The sequence below is a fragment of the Leucogemmata humicola genome (assembly GCF_055379415.1).
This window is the reverse complement of record NZ_AP040875.1, coordinates 1,746,471-1,771,429: the sequence shown is the minus strand read 5'-3', so window position 1 is coordinate 1,771,429 and position 24,959 is coordinate 1,746,471. Positions and strand designations below refer to the sequence as shown.

The window sequence follows — 24,959 nt, the reverse complement described above, 5'->3', positions numbered from 1 at the left end:
AGTAGAGTGCCGTGCTACGGCGAAATCAACGTTGGACCGCTGGCGACTCCGGCCAGACCGATCGCGGTCACCGCAAGTTCGTCGGGATCGTTCGTGCCGAACGCAGACGCGTCGAGACGACCTTCGCCTGCCGGACGTAGATTCGTCGTCCAACGCCCGTCGCGGCCACGTGTCTGTATCAGCCACCAGCGAACACGTACGGTGTCGCCCGGTGTCACGCTGAAGCGTGTTGGTCCATCGGTGGTGACGACCGACACCAGTGGCGCAGCCGGCGCGCGCGACGCAAGCCAGGGCGACGCGGGGACGATCGCGCGATCGCGATACAACGGTGCCAGATCGCGCGCGAGTTGATCGTTGTTGGCGAACAGCGCACCAAGGCGAAAGTGCACGTGCCCCGGCACGTCGGTGCTGCCTAAGCGATCGTCGCGCAACGTCGCGACCTGCTTTCGAATCTCGCCGAGCGGCCACGCATCATAACCGCCATACACATGCGAGGTATATAGGCCCGGCCAGACGTGCCTTCCCTGCCTGTTCTCCGACCGCCACCACGAGTCGAGCGCGCGGAAACGATCCTGATAGCCATCGACTTGCCAGTAGAGCTGCGGCACGACGTAGTCGAGCCACCCTTCAGCGAGCCACTTTCTCGAGTCGGCGTAGATCTCACTGTACGCGTCCAGTCCCTTCACGCCTTCGGGAGTGCCTGAGCGCCAGATGCCGAATGGGCTGATGCCGACGAGCGTCGTCGGTTTGATCGCCTTTACGCCGCGGTACAGCGACCGCACGAAGTCGTCGATGTTCGACCGGCGCCACGAGCCACGATCGGCGAAGCCTTCAGGCTTTCCATATTTCTTCCACGTGCGGTCGTCGGGAAACGGAATTTCGACCTTTTCTCGAATCCGTTTCTTCTTCACGCGACGAACGACCGTACGTGTCTCGACGTACGGATAGAAGTAGTCGTCGATGTGCACGCCATCGATGTCGTATCGCTTCACGACGTCGAGCATGGTCTCGAGCACATACTTCCGAGCCGCGGGATCGCCTGGATCGATCCACGTTTCTGGACCGTACTTTCGAATCCACTCCGGATGCTTTCGCGTGACGTGCGACGGTGCGGCCTTTCCCGCGAAGATCGGCATCATCGCGCGAAACGGATTGAACCACGCGTGCAACTGCAGACCGCGCGCATGCGCCTCTTCGACGGCGAAGGCGAGCGGGTCGTATGCGGGGCGCGGGCCTTCGCCGGACTTTCCCGTCAGGTACGCCGACCACGGATCGTACGGCGACGGATACATCGCGTCGCTCGCGATTCTGACGTGCAGCAGAATGGCGTTCAGTCCGATCGCTGCGGCATGGTCGAGCATTCCCCGCAATTCGGCCCGCTGCGAGTCAGGCGACAGTCCGGCGACCGATGGCCAGTCGCGAAAGCCGCGGTCCCAGATCGGCGTCGCCCATGCTGCGCGGAACTCTCGCGGAACGGCGGGCGGCGGCTCGAGCACTTTCGGCTGCGCACCCGCGCCTAGCACCAGCGCGAATACGGCTAGCGGTCCGCGAGCTGACGCTGCGAGTCGGGCGAGGAAAGGCGACAAAGCGGGAACGAAGGATTGAGGCGGTTCGGGCGACGGCTGGCGAACGCGAGGCGTTTTAGAGAAACTAACGGCGGGCGAAACCTTCGGAGTTCGAATGATCAGAGCATTGGCCGTCGCAGGATTGCTGGCAATTCCCGCGCTCGCTGCGGCGCAGACTGAAAAGATCGACGGAGCGACGGTCGCGAAGATTCGCGACGAGGGGATGAATCGCTCGCAGGTGATGGACCACATGGTATGGCTCACCGACGTCTACGGGCCGCGCCTCACGGGCAGCCCAACCTTCCAACAGGCCGGTGCGTGGGCGGTGAAGACGCTCGGCAGCTGGGGCCTCACGAATCCACACCTCGAGCCGTGGAAGTTCGGCAAAGGCTGGTCGCTCGTTCACTTCGATGCAGCGATGACTGAACCGCAGGTTCAGCCGCTCATCGGACTGCCAAAGGCGTGGACACCCGGCACCAAGGGTCCTGTCACCGGCGAGGTCGTCATGCCGGAAATTCGCACCGCGGCGGATTTCGATCGCTACCGCGGCAAGCTGAAGGGAAAGATCATTCTCACGCAGCCAGCGCGCATGGTTCGCATGCTCGACGGTCGCATCGTGCTGCGGTACGACGCGAAAGACATTGCCGAAGCGATGCATGCGCCCGATAGCGTGGCGGGTCGCGGCGGACGTGGCGGTGGACGCGGTGCCGCTGGCGCACCGAGTTTCGCGACACAGCTTCAGAGTTTTTATAAAACCGAAGGCGTCGTCGCACTGCTCGACCGCGGCTCCGACGCGGACTCGTCAGCCGGCGGAAGCGATCTGTCGTGGTACACGCAGCGCGTGGACGGCGGCACGATCTTCGTCCAGAGCGGCGCAGGCAATCGCGACTCCGCCGTCACCGGACTTCCGCAGATCACGCTCGCCGTCGAGCACTACAACCGGATGGTCCGCATCATCGGCAAGGGCGTGCCGGTGAAGATGGAACTGAACGTTCAGACGCGCTTCTATGACGAGAGCACGCCGCGCGGCTTCAACGTGATCGCCGACATTCCTGGCACCGACCCGGTGTTGAAGGACGAGATCGTGCTCATTGGCGCACACTTCGATTCATGGCACGGTGCGACCGGAGCGACGGACAACGCGGCCGGCGACGCCGCGATGATGGAGGCGATGAGAATTCTCAAAACGATCGGCGCCAAGCCACGCCGTACGATTCGCATCGGCTTGTGGGGCGGCGAGGAAGAGGGCGAGCTCGGGTCGCAGGCGTACGTTCGCGAGCACCTCGGCGATCCGTCGACGATGCAACTCAAGCCCGACCACGCCAAGTTCTCAGCGTACTACAACATCGACAACGGCACAGGAAAGATTCGGGGCATCTGGATGCAGGGAAACTCCGGCGTCGCGCCGGTATTCGCTGGTCTCACCGCGCCGGTGAAGGATCTCGGCGTAGACATTCTGAGTCCGCGCTCGGTGACGTCGACGGATCACCAAGCGTTCGAAGCAGTCGGCCTTCCCGGATTTCAGTTCGTGCAGGAGCGCTACGAGTACAACTCGCGGACGCACCACTCGAACATGGACGTGGTCGACCGCGTGCAGCCCGAGGACATGAAGCAGATGGCGACGGTGGTCGCGACCATGGCGTACCTCACCGCTCAGCGCGACGAGAAGCTGCCGCGGAAGCCGCTCCCGGCTCCCCGTCCAGCGCGCGGTGCGGTTCCCTGAGATTTCTCACATCGGGCGGCGAGTTGGCACGACACCTGCTCTAGTACATACCGCGAGACCGCGAAAGGGAGGGCCGCTCCGGCGGCTGAAGGTGGGGCGCGGCTCGTTAGGTGGGGGAGAGAGAAACGTACAGGCAGCGTCAGCGCTGCCTGTACGTTTTTCTCATATGGTCATGCCGCGCTCGACGCTCAGATTGGCGGCGTCGACGCTGGCTGACGACGCCACTTCGTGGCCTGCTCGTAGCCGTACGCGAGCTTGATCAACCTCGGCTCGTCGAACGCTCGACCGTAGATCGTCATGCCCGCCGGCAGCGTGTTGTTCCGCGTATAACCCATCGGAACGGTGATCGCGGGCATTCCCGTAGTCGGCGAAAAGACCTGGCTGTTGTCGCCCGCTGGCGTCGTCATGTCCCCTATGAGCCGCGGTGGATTGCTCCATGTGGGGTACACAAGCGCATCGAGCTGCAGCCGATCCATCGTGCGCGTGACCGCTTCGCGGAGCCCATCGCGAACGCGCTGACGAGACTGACAGCCTGGAACCGAGTCGGGCGGCAGGTCGACGCGAACCGCGGCCTCGAGGCGCGTTTGAATCGACGGGTGATACTTGCCCGAGCGAACGATCGAATCGATGGTCTTCACCGGCACGCGATCGCCCTGGTCGGCCAGCCAACGATTGATTTCGTACTTGAACGGGTTGCACGCACCGCGACCAGACCGACGGATCGAATCCGACTCGGCGATGATGACGGTGTCGAGCACGATCGCACCGGCGCGGCGCAGATCGTCGATGGCGCGGTTGAACACGGCCCGCACTTCCGGATCGACCGTCGGACCTTCGAACGCCTGACGCAGCACACCGATGCGCGCGCCTTTGAGACCGCCAGCGACGAGCGACGCCGAGTAGTTGGGGATTGGTTTGTCCTTCACCGCCGCGGTCACCGGATCGTCGGGGTCGTATCCGGCCACGACGTTGAGCACTGCGGCCGCGTCGGCGACAGAGCGAGCCATAGGGCCGGCGATGTCGGCAAAGAGACTCAGCGGCGCGATGCCAGCACGGCTGGCGAGACCCATCGTCGAACGAATTCCAACGAGCGCTTGATGCGAGCTCGGGCCCCGAATCGAATTGCCGGTGTCGGTACCGAGTCCGACTTCGCCAAGGTCAGCGGCGACGGCGGCAGCTGTGCCGCCCGAGGAGCCTGCCGTCACGCGGTCGAGCGCATACGGATTGCGCGTGTAGCCGGGCATGAGTGAATTGACCGTCTCGACTGGGCTAAACGCAAATTCGGCCATGTTAGACTTTGCTAACACGATCGCGCCCGCCTGCTTGATACGCTTGACCTGAAAGGCATCTTTCAAGGGTGTGTAACCCTTGAGCGCGAGGTTGCCCGCGGCCGTCTGCAGTCCGATCGTCTGGAAGTTGTCCTTCACGATCATCGGGACGCAGTGCAGCGGACCCCCGAGCTGGTGCGTTGCTGCGTAGCGTCGATCGAGCGAATCCGCGGTTGCTATGGCGTCAGGGTTGACGACGGTGATGGCATTGATCGACGGCCCCTGCTTGTCGTATGCGTCGATGCGCCGCAGATAGGCCTGAACGAGCGCGTGACAGGTGAGCGCACCCGTTTTGATCGCGTCGTGGATTGCGGAGATCGACGTCTCGTCAACGCGGAACTCACGCGGCGATCCCGCCGGTGCTGCGACCGCGGTGGATCCGCTGCTGGACACGGTGTGACAGGCAACAGCGACTGAGAGCAGACCCACGGCGACTGAACGACGGAGCATGGCAACCCGGCGGAGTTTTGGATGTCAGATTGTATCTGACGAGCCGCCTCCTGAGAACCCACCACCGTCACCAAAGCTGCCGCCGTCACTGCTCGACGAGCTATCGCTGCTGCTCGAGGACCCGCTGTCGAACGACGACCAACTGCCGCGTCGCCTCGTGTCCTCGTCGTCGTCGGCGGCGGCGGCGGCAAAGCCGGCAAGCGCCGGCGCTCCAGTGCCGACGTTGCGCCGGCGCACCGCTATCATCACGACGATCACGATGCCGACCCCGATGAACAGCAACGTGACGAGGAGCCCTCCCCCACCAGTTCCGGTCGAAACGGCCGGTTCCGGCGCCGGGTGCGGCGCTGGCGCCTCGATACCATGCGACGCGAAATCCTCGCGGACCAGCGACGCAGCGACGGTCCAGCCAGCGAGATATGCCGCATCGTAACGCTTGGCCCTCAGATCCTCGCGCATTGCCGCGCTGATCGATCGAGAACGCGAGTCCGTGATCGTCCCTTCGAGTCCGTTCCCGACTTCGATGCGAAAGTTGGAGCCCGCCGTCGTCCGCTTATCGGGAATGAACAGGATGACCAAACCGCGATTCCGCAGCGGATCGCCCGGTTTGCCAGCCGATCCGATTCGCCACGTCCGCCCGATGTACAGCGCGGCCTCCTCGATCGGCCTGCCGTTCAGCGTGGGCAACGTCACCCAAGCCACATCGGCCTGCGTCTCAGTCTGCAGAGCGCGCGCGCTGTCCTGGAGAGCAGTGATCGTTGTCGCAGACAGGATATGCGCCGAGTCGAGCACGAAAACGTGTGCTGGATTAGGCGCCGGTGGAACGACGCGCGCGATCGGCGGTTGATCCTGCGCGCTGGCGACCGTAGCCGTGGCGGACGCGAAGAGAACGGCAAGGCAACGTCGAACGAGGGCGGGCATGGTGGTCTTGAGGGTGACGTTTCCACTACGCATCTCACGGACGATCAGTGTCACCGACTTTCACAGAATCCATACACCCGGCCCTCGCACGACACATCGGCGTCACCCCGTCACCGAGCGGGAAGACGGCTATCGATTCGTCGGATAGGCGCCGGAGGCGGGCGCCGCGCCCCCGAAGAAGCGCCCAATCGCCCCTCCGATCGCGCCGGTGACCGCGGAGCTCACGGTGCCGAGCAAGAGCAGCGAGGCCGGAACGTCGCCCATCATGTACGACACGAAGATGCCAATGACAGCGCACAGCGCACCAGCAATCAGTCCACCAACGGCAAGCGACGGAGTCGAGCCTCCGCGAGCCAAGTAGCCGTAGATCAGTCCAGCGAGGAGCGAGATGCCCATTCCTCCAACCGCGAACAGGGCGGCGATCGATTTGTTGGAGTGTCCGGCGACGACCATTCCAACCTGGAGAACGGTGCCGATCACGGTGGCGAGAGACAGCGCGCGAGAATTCATGGCGAGATGTGGAAAAGGTGATCGCGAGGACGACACTCGGCCATTCTGTTGATTGGCCGTTCAACTCGCAACGGACCGTACAGTTTTCGCACATCTAGGTGGGCGGGTTGGAATAACAAACAACGCGGCCGATGGCACCGGCCGCGTTGTCGCTCATTCAGACCTTTGCCGATCGTTAGTTCTTCGCGAGTTCTCGCAGCGTGCCTTGCGCCTGGATCGTTTCCGGCGAGGGAACCGCCGAGGTTGCGAGCTGTTGCACCAGCTTGCTGTCGCGATCGTACAGATCGTTGCCGTAGAAGATTCGTCCGCCGTCGACGTAGGTGGTGAAGTAGACGATGTACACCGGGATCTTCGACGGAAGGTTCACCTGGTGATTGTCGGCGCCGTGCATTGCTTCGTCGACTTTGTCCGGCGACCAACCCAACACCCACTGCGCGAGCTCCGCGGGCTTTTCCAGCCGAATGCATCCGTGACTGAAAGCACGCACGTCCTTCTTGAACAGCTCGTGATTCGGCGTGTCGTGTAAGTAAATGTTAAAGTCGTTCGGGAACATGAATTTCACGAACCCGAGAGCGTTCTTCGGGCCGGGACGCTGGCGGACCGCCTGGCGACCGTGGTCGTTGTAGACCTCCATGTCGTTCGCCGCGAGGTAGTCGGGACCCTTCGGAAAGACTTCGTTCGCCGCGATCGTTGGCGTGATGTTCCAGTAGGGTCGGAAGATCACGAACTCCATCGAGTCGCTGAACACGGGCGTCGCCTTGTCCTCGTAGTCCTTGCCCACGATCACTTTCATCTCGAGCGACTTGGCGCCGCTGTCGAACGCCGTGAGCTTGAACTGCGGAACATTGACGAGGATGTATCGACTGCCGAGTGAGCGCGGCAACCAGCGATAGCGCTCCATGTTCGCCGCGATCTGCGCGAGGCGGTACTGTAGTGGAATGTTCAGCGCGTCGAGCGTCTCTTTGTTGACGGTTCCCGTCGCGGCGAGGTTGTGGTGCGTTTGAAAATCGGAGACGGCCGCGGCAAGCGTGGCGTCGTAGACACCAGACTGCGTTGCCGAATCCGGCAGGTAGCCTTCGGCGCGTAGACGTCCGCGCAACGCAACGACTCGCGGTGAATCAGCGTCGCCGCGCGACAGCGTACGGCCGGCAGTCAGCGTCGGCCAACCGCCATTGGCGAGCGCGTGGCGCAGAACGCCGAGCTGAATGCGTAGCGAGTCATAGCCGGGGTCTTCGGGGCGCATCCTGGCTAAGCCAGCAGCGAGATCGTCTTCGCGCAGCGTGCGAGCCAGCGCGCTATCGACGCGTTCTTCCAGCGGATTGATGTGCCACGCTTGTCCGAGCGTGGAAGGTTTTTCCTGACCCGTGAGGAGTTGTTCGCCAAACGCGGTGAACGCCGCCGAGAGCAGGACATCTGCGTCCGCGAGTTGGTCCGCCGTGGGCTTACCACCCTGCACGGCCGTCAACGAACGACTCAAATCGGAGATCGGAAGCGCGTCGAGCCGGAACGCTTCGCTGTCCGCGCTCGCGAGCGCCGTGAGCAGCGCGGCGACTCGCGGCTGATGCACGCCCTTGTCGTCGAGCCACAGGAGGTTCTGGCCGAAGCCGCCGTAGAGATTCTTGACGTGCTTCCACTCGTCGGCGCTCAGCTGCGCTGGTGCCGTCGCGGCCAGGCGTCGCTGAATGGCGGCCTGCGCGTCGGCGGCCGGAACGCCCATGTATTGTTCCTGCTGCGGCGGCGTCCACGTGCGACTGACCTCACCATCCGCGTGGCGTTTGTACTTGCACGAGACGATGGCCGCGGAGGCGGCGATCAGTCCGGCCGTGAGGATCCATCTCGAACGCTGGGGAGGCTTCATTGTCTCGTTGGGTGTCGGCTCTGTTCCGTGCGCTTTCTAAAGGCGAAATACGGGCCAGTGCAGAGGGCGCTTACTCCGGGTCGTGGCGAACGGGGCCCGTCGGATCCACATTCCCTCGGTAATGACAACACTGACTCTGGCGCTCATCATCGGCGCCGCCTCGTTTTTTGCCGGCCTTCTCGGATCGCTTACCGGACTCGGCGGCGGAATCATCATCGTCCCGCTGTTGACGCTCGGCTTCCACGTGCAACTCCGCTACGCGATCGGCGCGTCGCTCATCTCGGTCATCGGCACGTCGTCAGGCGCCGCCGCGGCATACGTGCGTGAGGGATTCACGAATGTGCGCGTCGGGATCCTGCTCGAAGTCGCGACGACCATCGGCGCATTGATCGGCGCGACGTTGGCCGGATTCATTCCGACGAGCGCTTTGGGCGTGCTGTTCGGACTCGTGCTGCTGTTCACGGCGTATCGATCGATGAAGCCGCGCGAGGACCACATACTGCTCACCACGCCGGACAGGTGGTCGGAGCGCCTGCGACTCGACTCGACCTATCCCACGCCTGCGGGAAAGCAGGCGTACTCTGTTCAGCACGTGCCGGCGGGATTCTCGTTGATGTTCCTCGCCGGCATTCTGTCGGCGTTGCTCGGGATCGGCTCTGGGATCATCAAAGTGCTGGCGATGGATCAGATGATGCGCCTGCCGTTCAAGGTCTCGACGACGACGAGCAACTTCATGATTGGCGTGACCGCGGCGGCAAGTGCCGGCGTGTACCTGCATCGCGGATACATCGATCCCACGCTCGCCTTCCCCGTCATGCTCGGCGTCCTTGGCGGTGCACTGTTTGGCGCGAAGGTGCTCACGCGAGGGAAAACAGACTGGATTCGGAAAATCTTTACGGCCATTGTCGTGATCACTGCACTCGAGATGTTGTATCGCGGCGCCACGGGTTCGCTATGAAGGCGCCGACATCGCGTTGGACCGACCACGCCGTGGAGCAGATGATCGGGCGCCTGCTGCAACTAGGCGTTCTACTGGCTGCGATCGTGACCGTCATAGGCGGTACGCTCTTGCTCGTGCAACACGGATCGAGCGTGCCCGACTATCGAGTGTTCAATGGCCAGCCTGACTACGTGACGTCGTTGGGTGGGATTGCGCGGGGCGTGCTCGAGCTTCGTAGCGAGTCGATCGTGCAGCTGGGGCTGGTGCTGCTTATTGCCACACCGGTGGCACGAGTAGCATGTACGCTCGTGGCGTTCATACTTCAACGCGATCGCGTGTACGTTGCCATCACGACGGTCGTGCTGGCTCTACTCCTTTACGGATTGGTATTCGGACGAGCGTGAAAAGACACCATGCCGTAGTCCGCATCACCCACTGGGTGAACGTCGTCGCTCTGACGGTGATGATCGGCAGTGGACTGCGCATCTTCAACGCGTATCCGGCGTTCGCGCGGCGCGGTGAGACATTCTGCTGCTATCCCTTCGAACACCATCCAATTCCAGCGGCGCTGACGTTCGGCGGATGGCTCGCCGGCGCCCGCAACTGGCATTTCGCAATGATGTGGGTGCTCGCGGTGAACGGGCTTGTCTATCTGACGTTCATCTATCTGCACGGCGAGTGGCGCGATCTCGTTCCGCGTCGCGGAATTTTGCGCGATGCGTGGCAAATGGTCCGGTTCTATCTCACCGTGCGTAAGGATCATCCGCATCAAGGGAAGAACAACGCCCTGCAACGCCTCGCGTATTTCTCCATGCCGATTGTCGCAGCAATGGCGATCATCACCGGCATTGCGATCTGGAAACCAGTCGAGCTATCGCCGCTGACGAACCTGATGGGCGGCTACGTGTGGGCGAGGTACTGGCACTTCTGGGCGATGCTGCTGCTCGTTGCGCTCACCGTTGGCCACGTCTTCATGGTGTTCAGCGTCGATCCGTACTCGATTCGATCGATGATCACCGGCAGGTACAATGAGGACCTGTCTCCCGAGGCGCGCAACGCGCGCCCGTTCGTTCATCTCCTGCCACCGGCAGAGCATGGAACGCCGAAAGTCTGATCTCGCGCTTCCTTTGAGCGGCGTGCAGCGCATCATGCGCAGCCATCCTGCCGAGCGGGCTGGAATCGATCGTCGTCGTTTTTTGCTCGCGAGCGGCGGTGCGATGGGCGCGCTCTTTCTCGCGGCGTGCGACTCGATGGGACCGAAGTCCGCCGCGCCACTTCTCAAGTTCGCCGAACACAAGAACGAGACCGTCGAGCGTGCGCTGTTCAGCCACACGTCCATGGACGTTCCGAGGCGAGGAGCTTTGCCCGCGGGAGAACATTTCCCTTCGTATTTCGTGTCTCCGCAGGTTCCCGTCTGGGACACCGCCGCGCGGGGTCCGTGGCGCCTCGAGGTTGGCGGACTCGTTCGCAATCCGCTCAAGCTCTCGCTCGAAGATCTCGCTGCGCTGCCGCGCACCGGGTACAAGCTCGATCACTATTGCGTCGAAGGCTGGACGGCCGTCGCGACGCGCACGGGCGTGCGCCTCGCCGACCTCGCTCGTCTCGTCGGCGCCATGCCGCAAGCCAAGTACGTCGACTTTCAATCGTTCGACAGTGGCTATCACGAGAGCTGGGACATCGAAAGCGCGACGCATCCACAAACGCTCATCGTCTACGCGCAAGACGGGCACTATCTGAACCCAGCGTGGGGCGCACCAGCTCGCGTATACTCACCGGTCAAGCTAGGATACAAGAATACGAAATACCTCACGCGTATCATGTTCATGCCCGAACGCAATGGGGGCTACTGGACGGATCGCGGCTACGAGTGGTACGGGGGCGTATGACGCTACCAACGACGCGTGCTGCATGGCGAGAGGTCGATCCAAAGCGAGGCCCTGGGCTGGCCGACGCACGCCTCCAGTTTCATCACGCGGCGCAACTCGCAACCGCACTCGGCATCTCGTACCTCCCGGCTCAACCCGACGACAGCCACACGAATCTCGAATGGCTGCCCGAGCTGGATGCGCTGGCATCGAACATCGTACGCGACGCCACGCCCGTTCGGATTGCCGTGCGCGCCAATCCGCTGTCGGTGTTGGTGCTCGATGAATCGAACCTGCCGGCGGCGACGCTGCTCCTCAACGGACGAACGATCGATGGCGCTGCGCGCTGGATTCGCGTGCAGCTCGACGGCTTCGGTCTCGATTCAGCGCGTTACACGCTTAAGCGTCACTACGCCATTCCGAGGCATCCTGTCGCGGAGCATGGAGGTTTCGATGCGACGCACCTCGGCGACTTCGAGCAGCTCTCCGCGTGGTATTCAAACGCGGCCGGCTTGTTCACGACGATTGCGGCAACGACGCCAGGCGCTTCCGTCGTTCGCTGCTGGCCGCACCACTTCGATATCGCGACGTTGATTGAGGTGTCGCCCCACAGAACGGTCGGCGTCGGCATGGAGCCGGGCGATGTGTACTACGCGGAACCGTATTTCTACGTGAACATGGCGCCACCGCCAGCCACGGATGCGACTCGCCCCGCGCTCAGTGGAGGCGGGGCGTGGCATACACACGAATGGATGGGCGCCGTGCTCCCGGCATCGAACGTCTCGACGTCCAATCAGCGGGAACAGTGCGAGGCGTTCGTGAGATCGGCAATCGCCGCATGCACGGCGATGCTCCCGAACGCCTGACGACTACTTCTTCGTATAGACCGTCGTCGTCGACACCTTGTTCGCAGTGCCGACAAGCGTGAGCGTGCTGCCGGCCCACGCCGCAGTGTCCGGCGGGATGGTCGGATCGGAGTACACGAGCGCGATCTTGGCTCCCGTTTGCGCCCACGTGCCAGCGCTGCTGTCGACGAACATCGACACGTTCCCAGGAATGGTTTGGCGATACGTCACGACTGCGGCGAAGCGCCCGTCCGTCGTGAGGCTCACCGTGCCCGCCGAGACCTCGTACTTGTAGTTCCCATCCTGCGCGACGGCGAACGGCAACGCCTGGCCATTCACAGTGGTCATCGTGTAGTTGCCGTTCGGCGTTGCCGCCGGAGGCTGCGTCACCGGCGCCGTTGAATCGTTGCTACACGCGGATGCCGCTACGATGCCGACAAATCCGGCGGCGAGAGCTAACGTCTGCGCTCGACGAATCGTCCAACGTGATGTAGTGTGCTGCTGTCGCGCTTCTCTCATGGAGTCCACCCGCCAATGCGTGTTCACCTGTTGATCGTCGCCTTAGTCGTCTCCGCTTGCGGCGGAGGTGATTCGACAACGACACCGCCCGGATCCACCAACAAGAACAAGACGGTCGACGTGTTTACCGTCGGCGATACGTTCAGTCCAACTTTTCCCACCGTCGCCGTTGGAGACACCGTTCGCTGGACGTTTGCCGGCGGCTCCGATGGACAGGGACATAACGTTCGGTTCTCGCCACGGACGAGCGCATCTCCAGCTGACATCAACGTGCTCAAGACTGGTACTGCGACGCGTGTCTTTACCGCGGCCGGCACCTTCTCGTACGTTTGCGACGTTCACCCAGGAATGAACGCGCAGATCATCGTTCAGTAGTTCAACCCTCCTGCTCGGCTACGCGACTACCGCGTGACGCCGAGCAGCGTGGGTTTCCACGTCGGGAAGATGAAATCGAGATTCGTGTTGCCAAGACGGTTCTGCACGATCTCGGAAAGAATGTCGCGATAATCGATCGTGACCTTGAGATCCTGACCCGAGTCGAGATTCTCTTTCGCCAGGCCCGGCCAGTTCTTGGTGAGCACGCGACCGCCGGCGATGCCCTTGCCCATTGCAAACAAGGCCGACGCGCGCCCGTGATCGGTGCCGTTGCTGCCGTTCTCGCGGACGTTGCGTCCAAATTCCGAGAAGGCAACGAGCGTCACGCTCGCACCCGTCGCGATCACGTCGGCGTAGAACGCGCCGAGTGAGTTGGAGAAATCCTTCATCGTGTTGAACATCGAACCGGCGATCGGATCCTGCGCCGAGTGCGTGTCCCAACCGCCGACATCGACCTGCGCTGCTTCGATACCGACGTTCGCCTTGATCAACACCGCCACCGAACGCAGCGCGCGACCGAACGAGCTCGTCGGATATACAACGCTGTTCGCCGGCTTGTAGCCAGTGAAGTTCACCGCCTTGAGGAGATCGACAGTGTTCGTTGCATCGAGCGCCGCCGAGTGAATCGGCTCATCGGCACCCGCGTAATCGCCCTTCATGAATGCGAGACGCTGCGGCTGCGTCGTTGACGATCCACCGATGGAGTAGTTCGTTGGATCGGCGATGGGCAGAGTCTTTGGCGCGCCAACGAGAGTTTTCTGAAGTCCGCTCGCGACGCCGAGGGCGCGTAGCGGCGCATCTGGCTTAAGCGGCGGAATGCTCGCGAGGTGACGACCCAACCATCCGGTGACGAGCGCCGGATCGACAGGCTTGCCGACTTCCATGTACCGCTGTGCGTCGAAGTGCGAGCGAGAATTGTTCGTCTGTCCCGCGGCGTGAACGACGAGAAGGTCCGTCGCTTGATACGCGGGCACGAGTCCCGCCATTGCCTGCGGGAACATGAAGAAGTTGTCGAGATTGATGCCCTTGGTTGCCACCGACGCGTCTGGACGCGGAATGGCGATCGTCGTTCTCGACGTGTAGTAGTTCGCGTCGGCAAACGGCACGCAAAGACTCAGTCCGTCGGCGCCGCCACGCATGAAGACCGAGACAATCACGTCGCGATTCGCGGCGTAATTCTTGGCCATGACGATCTTCGGCAGCCAATCAGGAAAGAACGCCATCGCGGATACGCCGGCGGCCCTTCCAACAAACTGGCGACGCGATAACTCGTTGTATTCCTCGCAGCCGCAGTCGACTTCGTGTTGGTCGTCCATCGTCTCGCTCCGGGTCAGTACCACTGGAAGGCGTTGGCGCCAACAGCGAGCGCGATCATCTCGCGCGCCTTGGCGTCAGTGAGTGCGGCCGTGCCGGCGTACGCCAGGAGCGCGGTCCGCGTAACAAGCGGCATCTCGCCCCCGAAGAAATTCTGGTCGAGCAGGTCGACTGCGGCGGCGGGCGAACCCGCACGGTACGCAGTGGTATCGACCACCATCGACGTCGTGGAATTCAACGTCGATAACGTCGTGCCGTAGTTCCAACGCGGAACGATATTGCCCGCCCAGTACTCGACCTTATCGGGATATCCGTCTGGCGTGTCCCAGGCGAACAACGTCTGCCCGAGATTGCCGAGTTGATTGCTGACCGGCGTAATGGTGACGACCGTTGGATTGGCCGAGCGCACGGACGACACGATGAAGTGGAACGGGCGCTTGAGCTTCATTGGCGCCGCGGGGAGCCACGTGTCATTCAGAATGACGCGAATCATCGCCTTGATGTCGCCGCCCGTCGCCTTGTACGCCGACGCAACCGTGGCGATCTGCGCTTCGGTCGGATTCGGATCGAGCAGCCATTTGAGCATCTTCGTGGCGATGAACCGCGCCGTGCTCGGATGCGAGACGAGGAAGTTCAGCATCGCCTCGCCTTCATTGATGCCGTTCGCGCCCGTAATTCCCGTGATCGTCTGACCCATCACGGTCTTGTTGCCCGTGTCATGAATCGACGCGTTGAACACGAACTGGCCCTTGCCCTGAATCGTCCAGCCGGTCAGCACGCGCGACAGTTCGGCGACGTCGTCCTGCGTGTAACCGCCGTCGACGCCGAGCGTGTGAAGCTCCATGATCTCGCGAGCGTAGTTCTGGTTCGGCGCGCCTTTGCGACTGGCGTTCTGGTCGAGATACGCCATCATCGACGCGCTATGCGCGCTCGCCCTGAGTAGATCAGGGAACGTCCCGAGCGCGTTCTTGCGAATGACGTCTCGCAGATCCGCGACGAGAAGGTATTGAACCTTGTCGATGTCTTGATTGAAGTGGTCGGTCCAGAATTCGACCATGCGCTGATACAGCTGGCGTTGCGAAAACACGGCGCGATACATGGTGGATTCGCGAAGCTGCACCTGCACCTGGCCAGCGTCGGCATCGAACAATTGCTCCGACGTCTGCGACATGAGCGGCCACTTCTGTGCAATCGCCGCTTCTACCGCGTCGTCGTTGATGCGCGTGTGGTTCAGCTGGTAGTTGAGATAGCCCTGCCATCCCAATTGACTCGCCTTTGCGACATCAGCCGGCGTCACGCCAAGCGTGATGCGGCGAACGAGCCGGCTGGTCGTGGCAACGTCCCACTCTTTGAACGCGGCGACGCTCTCGTTCTGGGGAACCGTCAGGAACCCATCGGTCGGCGCACGATCCACTGGCTTTCGCGAACGCGGACGCGCCTGTTGCGCTTTCGCGGCCGCGGGAAGTAACGCCGTGGCGGCAAGCGCACCAGCGAAGAACGATCGTCGCGACGATCGTTTCTCATTGACGCGCTCCTCGACCTCAGCTTCGAGAGGCTCGGTCGATGTCTGTGACTCGGCACCGATCGATTCGGGCGCAGAGGTGGAGCGGGACGCGGAATTCAAAGAGCGCATTCGAGTGTCCTCACCTGCGAAAGAGCGGCGTCGATTCCATGCCGTGCAACATGGCTATGACGGCCCGCGCAAGACGTGAGCAGGATCACCAACAAGTACAAAGGCGCACAACTCGTCGACGAGTGGACGACGCTAGGTTCTGGACGTTAAGACGCATTTGTGCCGTGCGTGTATCCAATCGCGCTGTGCGTTGGCAGAGCAACGATTGTCGGATGCGACCATGCCGTGCATAGTGTAGTCATGCGCATCTTCATTCTTGCGGTTGCATTGCTCGCAGCGCCGGTCCTTGAAGCGAGTGCTCAGGGCCGATGGAAAGAGATCGGCAAGACGTCCGTTGGCAATCCTGTGTACGTGGACCCACGCACCGTCAAAAAGGTCAACGGCGTCGTGACGGCGAAGATTCGCGTCAAGTTTGCCACGCCGGTACCAACGCCTCAGGGCACATGGGTGACCTCGCAACACCTCGCGATGTTCGACTGCGCGAAGTCCACCGTCGCCGCAAAGGAAAGCATCTACTACAGCGACGAAGCGAGCACACACGTGGTCGAGAAAAAAGTCAACGCACAGCCCGGCTTCGGTCCGGCACTTGGCGGATCCATGACCAAGGTTGCGCTCGACTACCTCTGTAAAGGCTGAGACTGAATCGCATCTCTTCCCCAAATCCCCCGCCCCGAGTTAACATACTTTCGGCTTTTATTCGGGTGCGAAGATGGGGAAGATTTGGCTCACCACCGACGGCCGGCCGCACGATTCTGTGCTCGCCGTATTCACCAACCGCGATCGCGCGCAGCGATATCGCGACCTAATCGTCGAGCGCTATTCGCTCGGCAAGAATCTCAGTTTGATGGGCAAGCCGCTCGCGCGCGACGCGAACGTCTGGCAACTCGGACTCGGCCCCTCAGTCGCCGAACACACCGTCGACGAGAATATCGACTTTCTCACCGGCGCGTGGGTAGTGAAGGTCGACGAAAGCTGCCGGATGATCGCGTGCGAATTCAGTACGCAGCTCAAGCCGCATCAACCGCCAACGACTTATCGCGTCGGCATTCATCGCGTGTGTCAGGCGCACGGAATGACGCCACATGCCGCACTCGACGCTGCGCGAAAGGGAATGGTCGCGCACCTAGGTAGAACGCGAACATGACGCGCGCTATTTCGACAGCACGTCGGTCACGACCTCCTGCAGCATTCGCGCAATCACCGGATCGACCGTGATGCGGCTACCTGAGCGAAGCTGCAGCGTACTCGGCAGGCCAAGCACCGAGTGGTTCGCCAACTTCGCATAGATCACGAGCGCCGATAGGTACGATCCTGTCGGCGACGGATGCAACCCATCGGCGTTGTACAGTGCGATGTTGGGGTTGCGATCCCACGCCGCTATCCACGCCGACGCCACCGGCAAAAACACGCCGTTTACGTCGGCCGCAGCGAGTTGATACGACTCGATCGCGCGCGGAAAATCCTGTCGACGATCAACCGTTGGCCAAACAGAGAACAACGCCGGCCTACCGCTGACAGCGGCGATTCCGGCACCGAACAACTTCGTAGCCAATCGCAGGGTGTCGCGATTCACTTCGACCGATGACGGCCCCTGCTGCAGCACGACGAACGACCATCCGCCTTTCGCGATCTCCCGCTGCGCTAGGCCGGCGCTCCAATGGTCGATCAACGCGAAGTCGGGCTCAGCAATCGTTTCGACGGCCAGCGACTCACCATGCGCCGAGTCAGCCAGCGTTTGAACGATGCCAGGAAGGTCGTTGAAGTAGGTGAGGCTATTGCCAATGAAGAGGAGATGGCGACCTTCGCCTACCAGCGTCGGCGAGGTGACGCCACTCGACAGGCACCCCGCCGAAACGACGCACGCGATGAGCGACCGGAGATGAATGCGCATGGCGTACGATGCGACATGCGGACTCGCCCGTCGCCGCCCTCGTGCTGAATCGCGCAACCGACGGGACGAACCGTCGCTCACGCTGTCAGTCCACGGTATTATCCCTCATGCGACAGACCGTCACCGTCCTGCAAATGCTCGCGCGGCTTCTTGGAACCGCGCAGATCCTGATTGGCTTCACGATCTGGTTCGGCTGGACCCCGAACGTCGTGGCGCTTCACAGCGCGCTCGGCTCCGTGTTCGTGCTCGTGCTATGGATCATCGCCGCGATCGCGCTCTTTGCGCTGTCCAAACGCGGCATTGCACTATTCGCGCTCCTCTGGGGAGCCCTGGTGCTCTGGCTTGGCATGGCGCAGACCACCCTGTTCCTAGGTGCAGGACACTGGGTGGTCCGCATCGCACACTTACTCGTTGGACTTGCCGCAATCGGTCTCGCGGAAACGCTCGGCAAAGCGGTCAAGCTTCACTGGAGCGCGCGCAAGTAACGTCCGCCGGCATCCGCGAGACGAAAACGCAATCACGGATTCGGCCGTGGGCGCGGCCAGGGCCACGGCCACGGCCAGGGTCCGCGACGACCAGCGAGAGCACGCACAGCCATCTCGCGCGTATCCTTGTCCTTCGACTCGAGCAGGCCTTTGAACACCTCCGACGACCGTTCGCCGGACTCGAGTAGCGCGCGCACCAACGCCTGACGCACACGATCGCGTTGCTCGACGCGCAGCGCTTCGGTGACTTCATGAATCACGTCCGCGTCGCTGATCTGACTCAGCGCCCACGCCGCCTTGAGACGCACGTCGTCGTCGGTGTCGTGCAGGGCGGTCAGCAACGCCTTGGGAGCGCGCCCAGGATTCAACTGACCCACGGCCCACGCCGCCGTGCCGCGAACGTTCGCAGACTTGTCCGACGCTGACACGCTGGCGAGCAGATCGGCGCTTCCCTTCTCTTCAATAGACCCAAGCGCCCACGCCGCGGTTTCGCGAACCATCGGACTTTCATCGCGCTTGAGTGCGTCGGCAATCGCGTCGACGACTTCGCGCGACTCCATCTCGCCAAGCGCCCACACACACATCTCGCGCACTGCGTCACTCTTGTCGGCGCGCATGGAGTTGGCGAGTCCCTGCGACGCCGAGCGTGCACCAATCTGGCCGAGCGCCCACGCTGCCGCACGGCGCACCGACGCGTTGTCGTCATCCTTCAGCACGCGCAGGAGTGTTTCGACATTGTCGGCCGCCTGCAGATGTCCGAGCGTGACGACCACTGCGCCTCTTACCTCTGGAGATTCGTCGCGTGCGAGCTGCGCGACACTTGGCGCAGCGCGCTTATCGCCAATGCGGCCTAGCGCCCACGCGGCGTTCGCACGCACTGCTGGGGTCGCGTCGCGCAACGCGCGGATGATTCCGTCTACGGCACTGCGCTCGCCGAGTAATCCAAGAGAGCGCGCGGCGCCAGCGCGCTCCTGGGGCGACGCTGACGTGAGCTTCTGCGTCAACGCCGGAACGAAGGCACGATCCCCCGATCGTCCGATGAGAGTGCCGGCCATATGGCGTACGCACGCGTCGTCGGAACCAAGCGCATCGAGCAGCGCAACAGACTCCTCATGATTCATCGACTCGGCGCGCATGTTCCGCATCAACTGCCGAACGTCGGCGCGTATGGCGAGTTCAGGCGCATCCCATGATCCGCCCCATCCGGACGACGCACCGTCGGCGGCGAGCGCACAGAGTGTGGGCGCAACGCCGCGCGCGGACGACAGCAGCTCGCGCACATCGGCGCGCGTGTCGCCCGCAGTTCGCCCGACCGTCACTTCGTTCGTCCGTTGCGGAAGCACTCCGACTTCGCCGCTCTTCATCGCGACCGCAGCAACAACCATGAGCAATCTCGTATACATGTCGTCCTCAGGGGCTAGGAAGTTCTGTTGATTTTTCAGCACTATAGGGCGTGAGAAAAACCTCATCGCCGTTTGTTCGCGGTTCGCGCGCGGCGCCGAGATTGGCGCCGCGCGGATTCAGTTACGGATTGGGACGGGGCTGCGGCCACGGCCATGGCCACGGCCATGCACCGTTGTCGGAGCCGGCGAGCATTGCGACCGCGCGACGACGAAGTTCTGGATCGTTCGACTTCAGCGCGATGTCGATCACCGATTGCGAGGCCTGACCCATCACCGCGAGCGCGCGGAGCTCGGCGGACCGAACCTGCGCATCCGTCTCGGTCTGAAACGCGTTCACGAGGGCCGGAGCGGTGGACTTGTCTTCGATTTCGCCGAGCGTCCATGCGGTCATGAGTCGTACGCGCTGCGACTGATCGGTGAGCGTCGTCGTCAGGCCGCGCGGCGCAGCCTTGAGATCGAACTGCCCGAGTGCCCAGATCGCCGAATATCGCACCTCGGATTCTGGATCGACGAGCGCGCTTTCGATCGAGCTGGCTTCCTGACGCGCGTCGGTTTCCCCGAGCGCCCACGCCGCAGTTGCTCGAACGCGCGCGCTTTTGTCGTGCAGCAATGCGTCAGCGAGCGACGATGCGGTGTTCGCGGATCGATGTTCGGCCAGTGCCCACGCAGCCATTTCTCGCACCGATGCGTCGGTGTCCTGCTTGAGCGCTTTGATCAACGCCGGCGCAACGCTCGCGGTCTGCACGTCGTTCAATCCCCACGCCGCGGTGCGCCGGACGCTCGCGTCGCCGTCACCACCGAGAATCTGAATCAATAGTCCAACGCGCGCGGTGTCGCCACGCTTCGTCGACTGCTGCAGTTCTCGAGTAATTTCACGAGCGACATCACGGCCAACATCGCGATTGAGCTCGCGGCTGGCCAGCGACAGCCCTGCGCTCGCGGCGTTCACCGCGGTCTGCGCAATCACGTCGACGAACGTGCCCGGCAGCGGCGACGATTGTGCCTGCGCCGCCGAACTGGAACGCGATGAGGTTGAGCGCGACACGGCTGTACCGATCGACATCGACTGCGAATTCGTGGTGTCGGTGATCGTGTCCGTGCGCATGTGTTCCATAGCGAGCGCTTGCGGAAGCCGATCGGCAGGCGGCGTCGGTGCAGGAGACGGTGCCTGCGCGATCGCCGGCGCCGGAGTTTCCGTGGCGGTGGCCGGTGATACAGCGGCGACCGTGACGGATAGAAGAGCAATCATCGCCACGACGCCCGCGGCCTGCAGTCGGCCTGGCGACGCACGGCGGATGGCCGGATCGAGAATGGCGAGCATGCGTCCTTCGAATTCTTTCTTGCGCGCCATCGGCACGGCCATCACTGGCGCTCCATAGTTACGAACGCTCGTCACCATGTCGAGCAGGTGCTGCGCGTACTCACTCGGGCGAGCGCCACAGCTGAGGACGAGATCGTCGCACGCACGCTCGCTCTCGTTGCGAAGGTTCTTCGCAGCGGTCCACACGAGCGGATGGAACCAGTACAGCGCGCACGCCAGGCGTCCGAGCGTATGACTAAGGAGATCGTGGCGCTTCACGTGCGCGAGCTCGTGAAAGAGCACCGCCCGACGGCGATCGTCGGACCACGACTCTGCTGCAAGGGGAAGGACGATGGTCGGAGCAAGTGCGCGACACGCGAACGCCATCTCGGTCCGATCGCTCATGACGAGACGCGGCGGAAGCTCGAGGTCGAGGCGATCGGCAACCTCGCAGAGCGGCGTTGTCCAATCGGGCGTCGTGAGCTCCGCTGCGGTTGCGACAATGCGGCGCACGGAAACCGCGCCGGCGATGAGCCACCCAACGAGCGCGAATGCAATGCTCGCCCAGACGATTGCGATGATCGTGAGAATGGACGACGCGGCGAACGGCGCGCCATCGAACGACTCCGGCATGAGTGGCAACGCCGCCGGCGGCGTCGAAGCAATCGCCACTACTGGGGCCGCGGCGCCCACGACCATTGCAACGGAAGGCGGCGATGTCACCATACGCACGGCCGGCGACTCCGGAGCAACCACGACTTCGGCGAGAGCTGGAATCGACGGCGCCGGCGTCGCGACAGACCCGGCCAGGCTGCTCGGCAGAATATCCATCCGCAGCCACGACATTCGCGAAAGCAACGGTAGCGCGAGTACGCCAACCAGTGCAGCGAGCCACACGAGGTGGCGCGCGCCCGCCGTGCTGCGGCGAAGGGGAATCATGGCGATGACAGCGCCAACGAGCAGCACGGTCGCCTTGGTCAGGAACAGAACCAGTGGGCCGGTGCCGGTGAGGAGAGCGTTGATCGGATTCATGGCATCACCTCCCGCTCACGCGGGCTTTCTTGATACGTTCGCGGAGCTGCTCGACTTCGGCGTCGGTGAGCTTCGCGTCGGATACACGCAGTACGGCAGCCACCGCCTGTTCGGCCGAGCCGTCGAAGAAGGTTCGGATCACGTGCTTGAGGGCGTCGTCGCGCGCCCGGTCAGTATTCACGGCAGGCAGGTAGACGTACCGGGGACCATCCTCGCGATGGTTGATCAGGTCCTTCTCCATGAGGATGCGGAGAATTGACCGAACGGCTGAGTACGTCGGCGGATCGGGAAGGTCCGCCATGACCTCGGCCACCGTCGCCTCGCCCCGGCGGTACAGGATGTCCATGACCTGCCGTTCGCGGCGCGAAAGGGCGGCGGTGGCAGCGGCTGGCGACTCTTTGGACAAGCGAAACTCCCGGTAGGCGGCTGTGTTGATTTTTCAACAGTGCACGAAAAAAGTCAATAGCGGACTCCAAGTGCCCCTCTTCTGACTCTGATCAGACTTCAGCCATGGCTATGAACGATGTGCCTCCGGACGGCTCCGAACCGCCGCGAGAATGGGACGCCCGTTCCTATCACACGGTGTCCGAACCCCAGTTCGAGTGGGGCCGACGCGTGCTCGCGACGCTGACGCTACGCGGCGACGAGCGCGTGATGGATGCCGGAGCCGGCACAGGGCGCCTGACCACGCTGCTCCTCGATCGACTCCCGCGCGGTCGTGCCGTTGCGGTGGATCGATCGGTGAACATGACGAGCGTTGCACATGAAAGCCTGCGCGGATTCACGAACGCGGACGTCGTCGCCGCGGACCTTTCCGATCTCCCATTCAGCTCGGTATTCGACGTCGTCTTCAGCACCGCGACGTTCCACTGGGTTCGCGATCACGATCGCCTATTTGCCGCGCTGTTCGCGGCGCTGCTTCCTGGCGGCCGACTCCACGCGCAATGCGGCGGCGGACGGAACCTGGAGCGCATTCACCACCGCGTGCACGACTTGATGCTGACGCCCGAATTCGCGAAGTACTTCGCCGATTGGGAAGAGCCCTGGGAATTCGCGACCGCCGAGGTGACGCACGATCGTCTGATGCGCGCCGGCTTTCGCGATGTCCGCACGAACATCGAAGAGTCGCCGGTGACATTCGCCAATGCCGATGCGTTTCGCACGTTCATCACGACCGTCGTCATGCGCCCATTCGTCGCGCGCCTGCCAGAGGGCGACGTACGCAATGCATTTCTCGATCGTATCGTCGCACACGCGGCCGACGACAGCCCCGCATTCACGCTCGACTACTGGCGGTTGAACATGTCCGCAACGCGACCGTAGCTCTCTCCGACAATCGCACTGTGCAGGCGATTAGTTTGCGCGGATGCCCACACCGGATTCGCCAACATCCTCGCTGTCGCACCGCCGCGCCGCGATCTCGCTGGCGCTCGGCGTCTTCGGCATCGGGTGGTCGGCGATCTTCGTTCGATGGTCCGAGGTCTCGGGGCTTGTCTCGGCCTTCTATCGCTTGGCGTTTGCCGCGCTGGTCTTCGTGCCGTGGCGACTGCTGGCGCCTCGCCAGAGTACCAGGTCGACGCCGGCCGCCATGCGCGCCGCCATCATCGCCGGCATTCTGTTCGCGGCGGATTTAGCGTTTTTTAATTCCGCCGTCATGGCGACCAGCGCCGCCAACGCTGCTCTGCTCGGCGTCAACGCACCAATCTTCGTCGCTCTGGGGATGTGGCTGCTGACCGGCGAGCGTCCGACTACGCGCTTCTGGGCAGGATTTCTTCTCGCGCTTGCCGGAATGATTGCCATCGTTGGCATGGACGTGCTCGTGCATCCGTCACTCGGCGTCGGGGATCTGCTCGCCGTTGCCGGCGCATTCTGCTACGGGATCTACATCGTGTACGTTCAGCGGAGCCGCGCAGGAATGGACACGTTGAGCTTCAGCGCGTGGTCGACTGGCGTTGGCGCGCTCTGCCTGCTTCCGGTGTGTCTGCTCGCGCGGCAACCGCTGGTCGGGCTGAGTGGTCGATCGTGGACCGCGTTGATTGCGCTCGCGGTCGTGTCGCAGGTGATCGGCCAGGTGCTCGTGGCGCACTCGCTCGGCAAGCTGCCGGCGACGTTGACGTCGATCGCGCTACTCGGTCAGGCGCCTCTCACGGCGATTCTCGCGTGGCCGATGCTCGGAGAGCGCATCCGCCCTGGTCAACTGCTGGGCGGTGCGCTCGTCCTCGCTGGCATCGCGGTCGTGAGTGTGGAGCGTTTCGCTCCGCGCCTCACGCCGCGTCCTATCGCCGAATCCAGCTAGCCGGCGACGTGCATCGGGATCGCCATGTCGAGCGACACCGATTGTGTTTCATTGGAGCTCTGCACGCGAGCAAACCACGCCGCATCACGCGACGAGCCGCCGTGCTCCATTAGATAACGTGCAAGTGCCGCGGCATCGCTCGGCGCCATACGAAGGCATCCGTGTGATACGGCTCCGCCGAGGCTGGAGACCGTGCCCGTGCCGTGGATGTAATAGTCCGGCTCCTTGAAGTAGATCTTCACGACCTTCATCGGGTTGTCGGCCGCGCCGGGCGGCTGCGGTTCCTTGTCCTCGGCCCATGCGGCGTCGGGTGGATTCCAGGGCGGATTCCAGACGATGCGACGAATCGAGTAGTCACCCATCGGCGTCTCATAACCTTCCTTGCCGACACCAATGGAGTAACTCTGCACGACTTCAGTTCCGTTCTTCAGGTAGAGCTTTCGCTCACTCAGGTCCACGTTGATGTGAACACCCGACGGCTCACCGGCCCACGACGCGCCGTTGCTGCTGCCTAGCATCGGGCTCGGGCGGTACGTTCCCGAGGCCGACGAGCCGCTGCTCGCGCATCCGGCGGCGGCCAACATGCCGGCGAAGGCAAGCGCGCCTCCGCTGAATCGGCGCGCCGCCATTCGGAATCTTGTATAGTTGCGTTGAATCGACATCACATCTCGCTTCTGTTTGCTGCCCGTTCATCTGGCGTGACTCG

At 63.0% G+C, this 24,959-nt stretch carries 25 protein-coding genes; 12 read left to right on the top strand and 13 right to left on the bottom strand.

Annotation, left to right across the window (positions count from 1 at the left end):
* Positions 1–14: 14 nt before the first annotated feature.
* Positions 15–1,586, bottom strand: a complete 1,572-nt coding sequence (locus tag AC6H4Z_RS07250) for a glycoside hydrolase family 10-like protein (RefSeq protein WP_497546080.1) — start codon at positions 1,584–1,586, stop codon at positions 15–17.
* A gap of 94 nt (positions 1,587–1,680) precedes the next feature.
* Here AC6H4Z_RS07250 and AC6H4Z_RS07245 point away from each other — a divergent pair, with 94 nt between their 5' ends.
* Positions 1,681–3,288 carry a M20/M25/M40 family metallo-hydrolase gene (locus AC6H4Z_RS07245; protein ID WP_497546079.1) on the top strand — a complete coding sequence of 536 codons (1,608 nt, stop codon included), beginning with the start codon at positions 1,681–1,683 and terminating at the stop codon, positions 3,286–3,288.
* Positions 3,289–3,476: 188 nt separating this feature from the next.
* On the opposite strand, the gene AC6H4Z_RS07240 is transcribed toward AC6H4Z_RS07245, so the two are convergent.
* From AC6H4Z_RS07240 to AC6H4Z_RS07225, 4 genes are all read right to left on the bottom strand, one after another.
* Positions 3,477–5,066, bottom strand: a complete 1,590-nt coding sequence (locus AC6H4Z_RS07240) for an amidase (RefSeq protein WP_497546078.1) — start codon at positions 5,064–5,066, stop codon at positions 3,477–3,479.
* Between the two features lie 24 nt (positions 5,067–5,090).
* Entirely contained in the window at positions 5,091–6,041 is a 951-nt protein-coding gene (locus AC6H4Z_RS07235) for a TPM domain-containing protein (RefSeq protein ID WP_497546077.1), read from the bottom strand.
* Between the two features lie 75 nt (positions 6,042–6,116).
* Positions 6,117–6,497, bottom strand: a complete 381-nt coding sequence (locus AC6H4Z_RS07230; RefSeq protein ID WP_497546076.1) for a hypothetical protein — start codon at positions 6,495–6,497, stop codon at positions 6,117–6,119.
* A 175-nt stretch (positions 6,498–6,672) separates the two neighbouring features.
* Entirely contained in the window at positions 6,673–8,355 is a 1,683-nt protein-coding gene (locus tag AC6H4Z_RS07225) for a L,D-transpeptidase family protein (RefSeq protein ID WP_497546075.1), read from the bottom strand.
* Positions 8,356–8,476: 121 nt separating this feature from the next.
* Here AC6H4Z_RS07225 and AC6H4Z_RS07220 point away from each other — a divergent pair, with 121 nt between their 5' ends.
* The 5 genes from AC6H4Z_RS07220 to AC6H4Z_RS07200 are packed head-to-tail and all read left to right on the top strand — an operon-like array spanning position 8,477 to position 12,026.
* Positions 8,477–9,313, top strand: a complete 837-nt coding sequence (locus tag AC6H4Z_RS07220) for a sulfite exporter TauE/SafE family protein (protein WP_497546074.1) — start codon at positions 8,477–8,479, stop codon at positions 9,311–9,313.
* The gene (locus AC6H4Z_RS07215; RefSeq protein WP_497546073.1) at positions 9,310–9,699 is read left to right on the top strand and encodes a DUF1634 domain-containing protein; all 390 of its coding nucleotides are present in this window, start codon (positions 9,310–9,312) and stop codon (positions 9,697–9,699) included. The genes AC6H4Z_RS07220 and AC6H4Z_RS07215 overlap by 4 nt, the downstream gene beginning before the upstream one ends.
* Positions 9,696–10,409, top strand: a complete 714-nt coding sequence (locus tag AC6H4Z_RS07210; RefSeq protein ID WP_497546072.1) for a cytochrome b/b6 domain-containing protein — start codon at positions 9,696–9,698, stop codon at positions 10,407–10,409. Before AC6H4Z_RS07215 ends, AC6H4Z_RS07210 begins: the two co-directional genes overlap by 4 nt.
* Positions 10,390–11,181: a molybdopterin-dependent oxidoreductase gene (locus tag AC6H4Z_RS07205; RefSeq protein ID WP_497546071.1), complete on the top strand. Its 792-nt coding sequence runs from the start codon at positions 10,390–10,392 to the stop codon at positions 11,179–11,181. Before AC6H4Z_RS07210 ends, AC6H4Z_RS07205 begins: the two co-directional genes overlap by 20 nt.
* Positions 11,178–12,026: a hypothetical protein gene (locus AC6H4Z_RS07200; protein ID WP_497546070.1), complete on the top strand. Its 849-nt coding sequence runs from the start codon at positions 11,178–11,180 to the stop codon at positions 12,024–12,026. Before AC6H4Z_RS07205 ends, AC6H4Z_RS07200 begins: the two co-directional genes overlap by 4 nt.
* A gap of 3 nt (positions 12,027–12,029) precedes the next feature.
* On the opposite strand, the gene AC6H4Z_RS07195 is transcribed toward AC6H4Z_RS07200, so the two are convergent.
* Positions 12,030–12,524, bottom strand: a complete 495-nt coding sequence (locus AC6H4Z_RS07195) for a hypothetical protein (protein ID WP_497546069.1) — start codon at positions 12,522–12,524, stop codon at positions 12,030–12,032.
* A 15-nt stretch (positions 12,525–12,539) separates the two neighbouring features.
* Here AC6H4Z_RS07195 and AC6H4Z_RS07190 point away from each other — a divergent pair, with 15 nt between their 5' ends.
* Positions 12,540–12,899, top strand: coding sequence for a cupredoxin domain-containing protein (locus AC6H4Z_RS07190; RefSeq protein WP_497546068.1), 360 nt, complete (start codon positions 12,540–12,542; stop codon positions 12,897–12,899).
* A gap of 26 nt (positions 12,900–12,925) precedes the next feature.
* Here AC6H4Z_RS07190 and AC6H4Z_RS07185 read toward each other — a convergent pair whose 3' ends face one another.
* Positions 12,926–14,215 carry a DUF1501 domain-containing protein gene (locus AC6H4Z_RS07185; RefSeq protein ID WP_497546067.1) on the bottom strand — a complete coding sequence of 430 codons (1,290 nt, stop codon included), beginning with the start codon at positions 14,213–14,215 and terminating at the stop codon, positions 12,926–12,928.
* A gap of 14 nt (positions 14,216–14,229) precedes the next feature.
* Positions 14,230–15,846 carry a DUF1800 domain-containing protein gene (locus tag AC6H4Z_RS07180; RefSeq protein WP_497546066.1) on the bottom strand — a complete coding sequence of 539 codons (1,617 nt, stop codon included), beginning with the start codon at positions 15,844–15,846 and terminating at the stop codon, positions 14,230–14,232.
* A gap of 240 nt (positions 15,847–16,086) precedes the next feature.
* On the opposite strand from AC6H4Z_RS07180, the gene AC6H4Z_RS07175 reads away from it, so the two are divergent.
* Positions 16,087–16,482 carry a surface-adhesin E family protein gene (locus AC6H4Z_RS07175; RefSeq protein WP_497546065.1) on the top strand — a complete coding sequence of 132 codons (396 nt, stop codon included), beginning with the start codon at positions 16,087–16,089 and terminating at the stop codon, positions 16,480–16,482.
* A gap of 73 nt (positions 16,483–16,555) precedes the next feature.
* On the top strand, positions 16,556–16,990 hold the full coding sequence (locus tag AC6H4Z_RS07170; protein ID WP_497546064.1) for a hypothetical protein: 435 nt from the start codon (positions 16,556–16,558) through the stop codon (positions 16,988–16,990).
* Positions 16,991–16,996: 6 nt separating this feature from the next.
* On the opposite strand, the gene AC6H4Z_RS07165 is transcribed toward AC6H4Z_RS07170, so the two are convergent.
* Complete coding sequence (locus tag AC6H4Z_RS07165; protein ID WP_497546063.1) at positions 16,997–17,737, bottom strand: SGNH/GDSL hydrolase family protein; 741 nt, start codon at positions 17,735–17,737, stop codon at positions 16,997–16,999.
* A gap of 107 nt (positions 17,738–17,844) precedes the next feature.
* On the opposite strand from AC6H4Z_RS07165, the gene AC6H4Z_RS07160 reads away from it, so the two are divergent.
* Positions 17,845–18,222, top strand: coding sequence for a hypothetical protein (locus AC6H4Z_RS07160; RefSeq protein ID WP_497546062.1), 378 nt, complete (start codon positions 17,845–17,847; stop codon positions 18,220–18,222).
* A 32-nt stretch (positions 18,223–18,254) separates the two neighbouring features.
* On the opposite strand, the gene AC6H4Z_RS07155 is transcribed toward AC6H4Z_RS07160, so the two are convergent.
* The 3 genes from AC6H4Z_RS07155 to AC6H4Z_RS07145 all read right to left on the bottom strand — a co-directional run bounded on the left by AC6H4Z_RS07155 (position 18,255) and on the right by AC6H4Z_RS07145 (position 22,363).
* A complete protein-coding gene (locus AC6H4Z_RS07155) occupies positions 18,255–19,625 on the bottom strand; it encodes a HEAT repeat domain-containing protein (protein WP_497546061.1) in 1,371 nt (456 codons plus the stop codon).
* Between the two features lie 121 nt (positions 19,626–19,746).
* On the bottom strand, positions 19,747–21,957 hold the full coding sequence (locus AC6H4Z_RS07150) for a HEAT repeat domain-containing protein (protein WP_497546060.1): 2,211 nt from the start codon (positions 21,955–21,957) through the stop codon (positions 19,747–19,749).
* Between the two features lie 4 nt (positions 21,958–21,961).
* Positions 21,962–22,363 (bottom strand): BlaI/MecI/CopY family transcriptional regulator, encoded by a 402-nt coding sequence (locus tag AC6H4Z_RS07145; RefSeq protein WP_497546059.1) that lies wholly within the window; start codon positions 22,361–22,363, stop codon positions 21,962–21,964.
* Between the two features lie 104 nt (positions 22,364–22,467).
* On the opposite strand from AC6H4Z_RS07145, the gene AC6H4Z_RS07140 reads away from it, so the two are divergent.
* Positions 22,468–23,280 (top strand): class I SAM-dependent methyltransferase, encoded by an 813-nt coding sequence (locus tag AC6H4Z_RS07140; protein WP_497546058.1) that lies wholly within the window; start codon positions 22,468–22,470, stop codon positions 23,278–23,280.
* 43 nt (positions 23,281–23,323) lie between these two features.
* Complete coding sequence (locus AC6H4Z_RS07135; RefSeq protein ID WP_497546057.1) at positions 23,324–24,253, top strand: DMT family transporter; 930 nt, start codon at positions 23,324–23,326, stop codon at positions 24,251–24,253.
* Here the strand turns inward: AC6H4Z_RS07135 and AC6H4Z_RS07130 are convergent.
* Entirely contained in the window at positions 24,250–24,915 is a 666-nt protein-coding gene (locus AC6H4Z_RS07130) for a L,D-transpeptidase (RefSeq protein WP_497546056.1), read from the bottom strand. The two genes, AC6H4Z_RS07135 and AC6H4Z_RS07130, sit on opposite strands and share 4 nt — an antisense overlap.
* Between the last annotated feature and the right edge of the window lie 44 nt (positions 24,916–24,959).

Coding starts and splice junctions, on each gene's coding strand:
- AC6H4Z_RS07245 (WP_497546079.1), top strand. CDS start 1,681: ATGATCAGAGCATTGGCCGTCGCAGGATTGCTGGCAATTCCCGCGCTC.
- AC6H4Z_RS07240 (WP_497546078.1), bottom strand. CDS start 5,066: ATGCTCCGTCGTTCAGTCGCCGTGGGTCTGCTCTCAGTCGCTGTTGCC.
- AC6H4Z_RS07230 (WP_497546076.1), bottom strand. CDS start 6,497: ATGAATTCTCGCGCGCTGTCTCTCGCCACCGTGATCGGCACCGTTCTC.
- AC6H4Z_RS07225 (WP_497546075.1), bottom strand. CDS start 8,355: ATGAAGCCTCCCCAGCGTTCGAGATGGATCCTCACGGCCGGACTGATC.
- AC6H4Z_RS07220 (WP_497546074.1), top strand. CDS start 8,477: ATGACAACACTGACTCTGGCGCTCATCATCGGCGCCGCCTCGTTTTTT.
- AC6H4Z_RS07215 (WP_497546073.1), top strand. CDS start 9,310: ATGAAGGCGCCGACATCGCGTTGGACCGACCACGCCGTGGAGCAGATG.
- AC6H4Z_RS07205 (WP_497546071.1), top strand. CDS start 10,390: ATGGAACGCCGAAAGTCTGATCTCGCGCTTCCTTTGAGCGGCGTGCAG.
- AC6H4Z_RS07200 (WP_497546070.1), top strand. CDS start 11,178: ATGACGCTACCAACGACGCGTGCTGCATGGCGAGAGGTCGATCCAAAG.
- AC6H4Z_RS07195 (WP_497546069.1), bottom strand. CDS start 12,524: ATGAGAGAAGCGCGACAGCAGCACACTACATCACGTTGGACGATTCGT.
- AC6H4Z_RS07190 (WP_497546068.1), top strand. CDS start 12,540: ATGCGTGTTCACCTGTTGATCGTCGCCTTAGTCGTCTCCGCTTGCGGC.
- AC6H4Z_RS07185 (WP_497546067.1), bottom strand. CDS start 14,215: ATGGACGACCAACACGAAGTCGACTGCGGCTGCGAGGAATACAACGAG.
- AC6H4Z_RS07180 (WP_497546066.1), bottom strand. CDS start 15,846: ATGCGCTCTTTGAATTCCGCGTCCCGCTCCACCTCTGCGCCCGAATCG.
- AC6H4Z_RS07175 (WP_497546065.1), top strand. CDS start 16,087: ATGCGCATCTTCATTCTTGCGGTTGCATTGCTCGCAGCGCCGGTCCTT.
- AC6H4Z_RS07170 (WP_497546064.1), top strand. CDS start 16,556: ATGGGGAAGATTTGGCTCACCACCGACGGCCGGCCGCACGATTCTGTG.
- AC6H4Z_RS07165 (WP_497546063.1), bottom strand. CDS start 17,737: ATGCGCATTCATCTCCGGTCGCTCATCGCGTGCGTCGTTTCGGCGGGG.
- AC6H4Z_RS07160 (WP_497546062.1), top strand. CDS start 17,845: ATGCGACAGACCGTCACCGTCCTGCAAATGCTCGCGCGGCTTCTTGGA.
- AC6H4Z_RS07155 (WP_497546061.1), bottom strand. CDS start 19,625: ATGTATACGAGATTGCTCATGGTTGTTGCTGCGGTCGCGATGAAGAGC.
- AC6H4Z_RS07150 (WP_497546060.1), bottom strand. CDS start 21,957: ATGAATCCGATCAACGCTCTCCTCACCGGCACCGGCCCACTGGTTCTG.
- AC6H4Z_RS07140 (WP_497546058.1), top strand. CDS start 22,468: ATGGCTATGAACGATGTGCCTCCGGACGGCTCCGAACCGCCGCGAGAA.
- AC6H4Z_RS07135 (WP_497546057.1), top strand. CDS start 23,324: ATGCCCACACCGGATTCGCCAACATCCTCGCTGTCGCACCGCCGCGCC.
- AC6H4Z_RS07130 (WP_497546056.1), bottom strand. CDS start 24,915: ATGTCGATTCAACGCAACTATACAAGATTCCGAATGGCGGCGCGCCGA.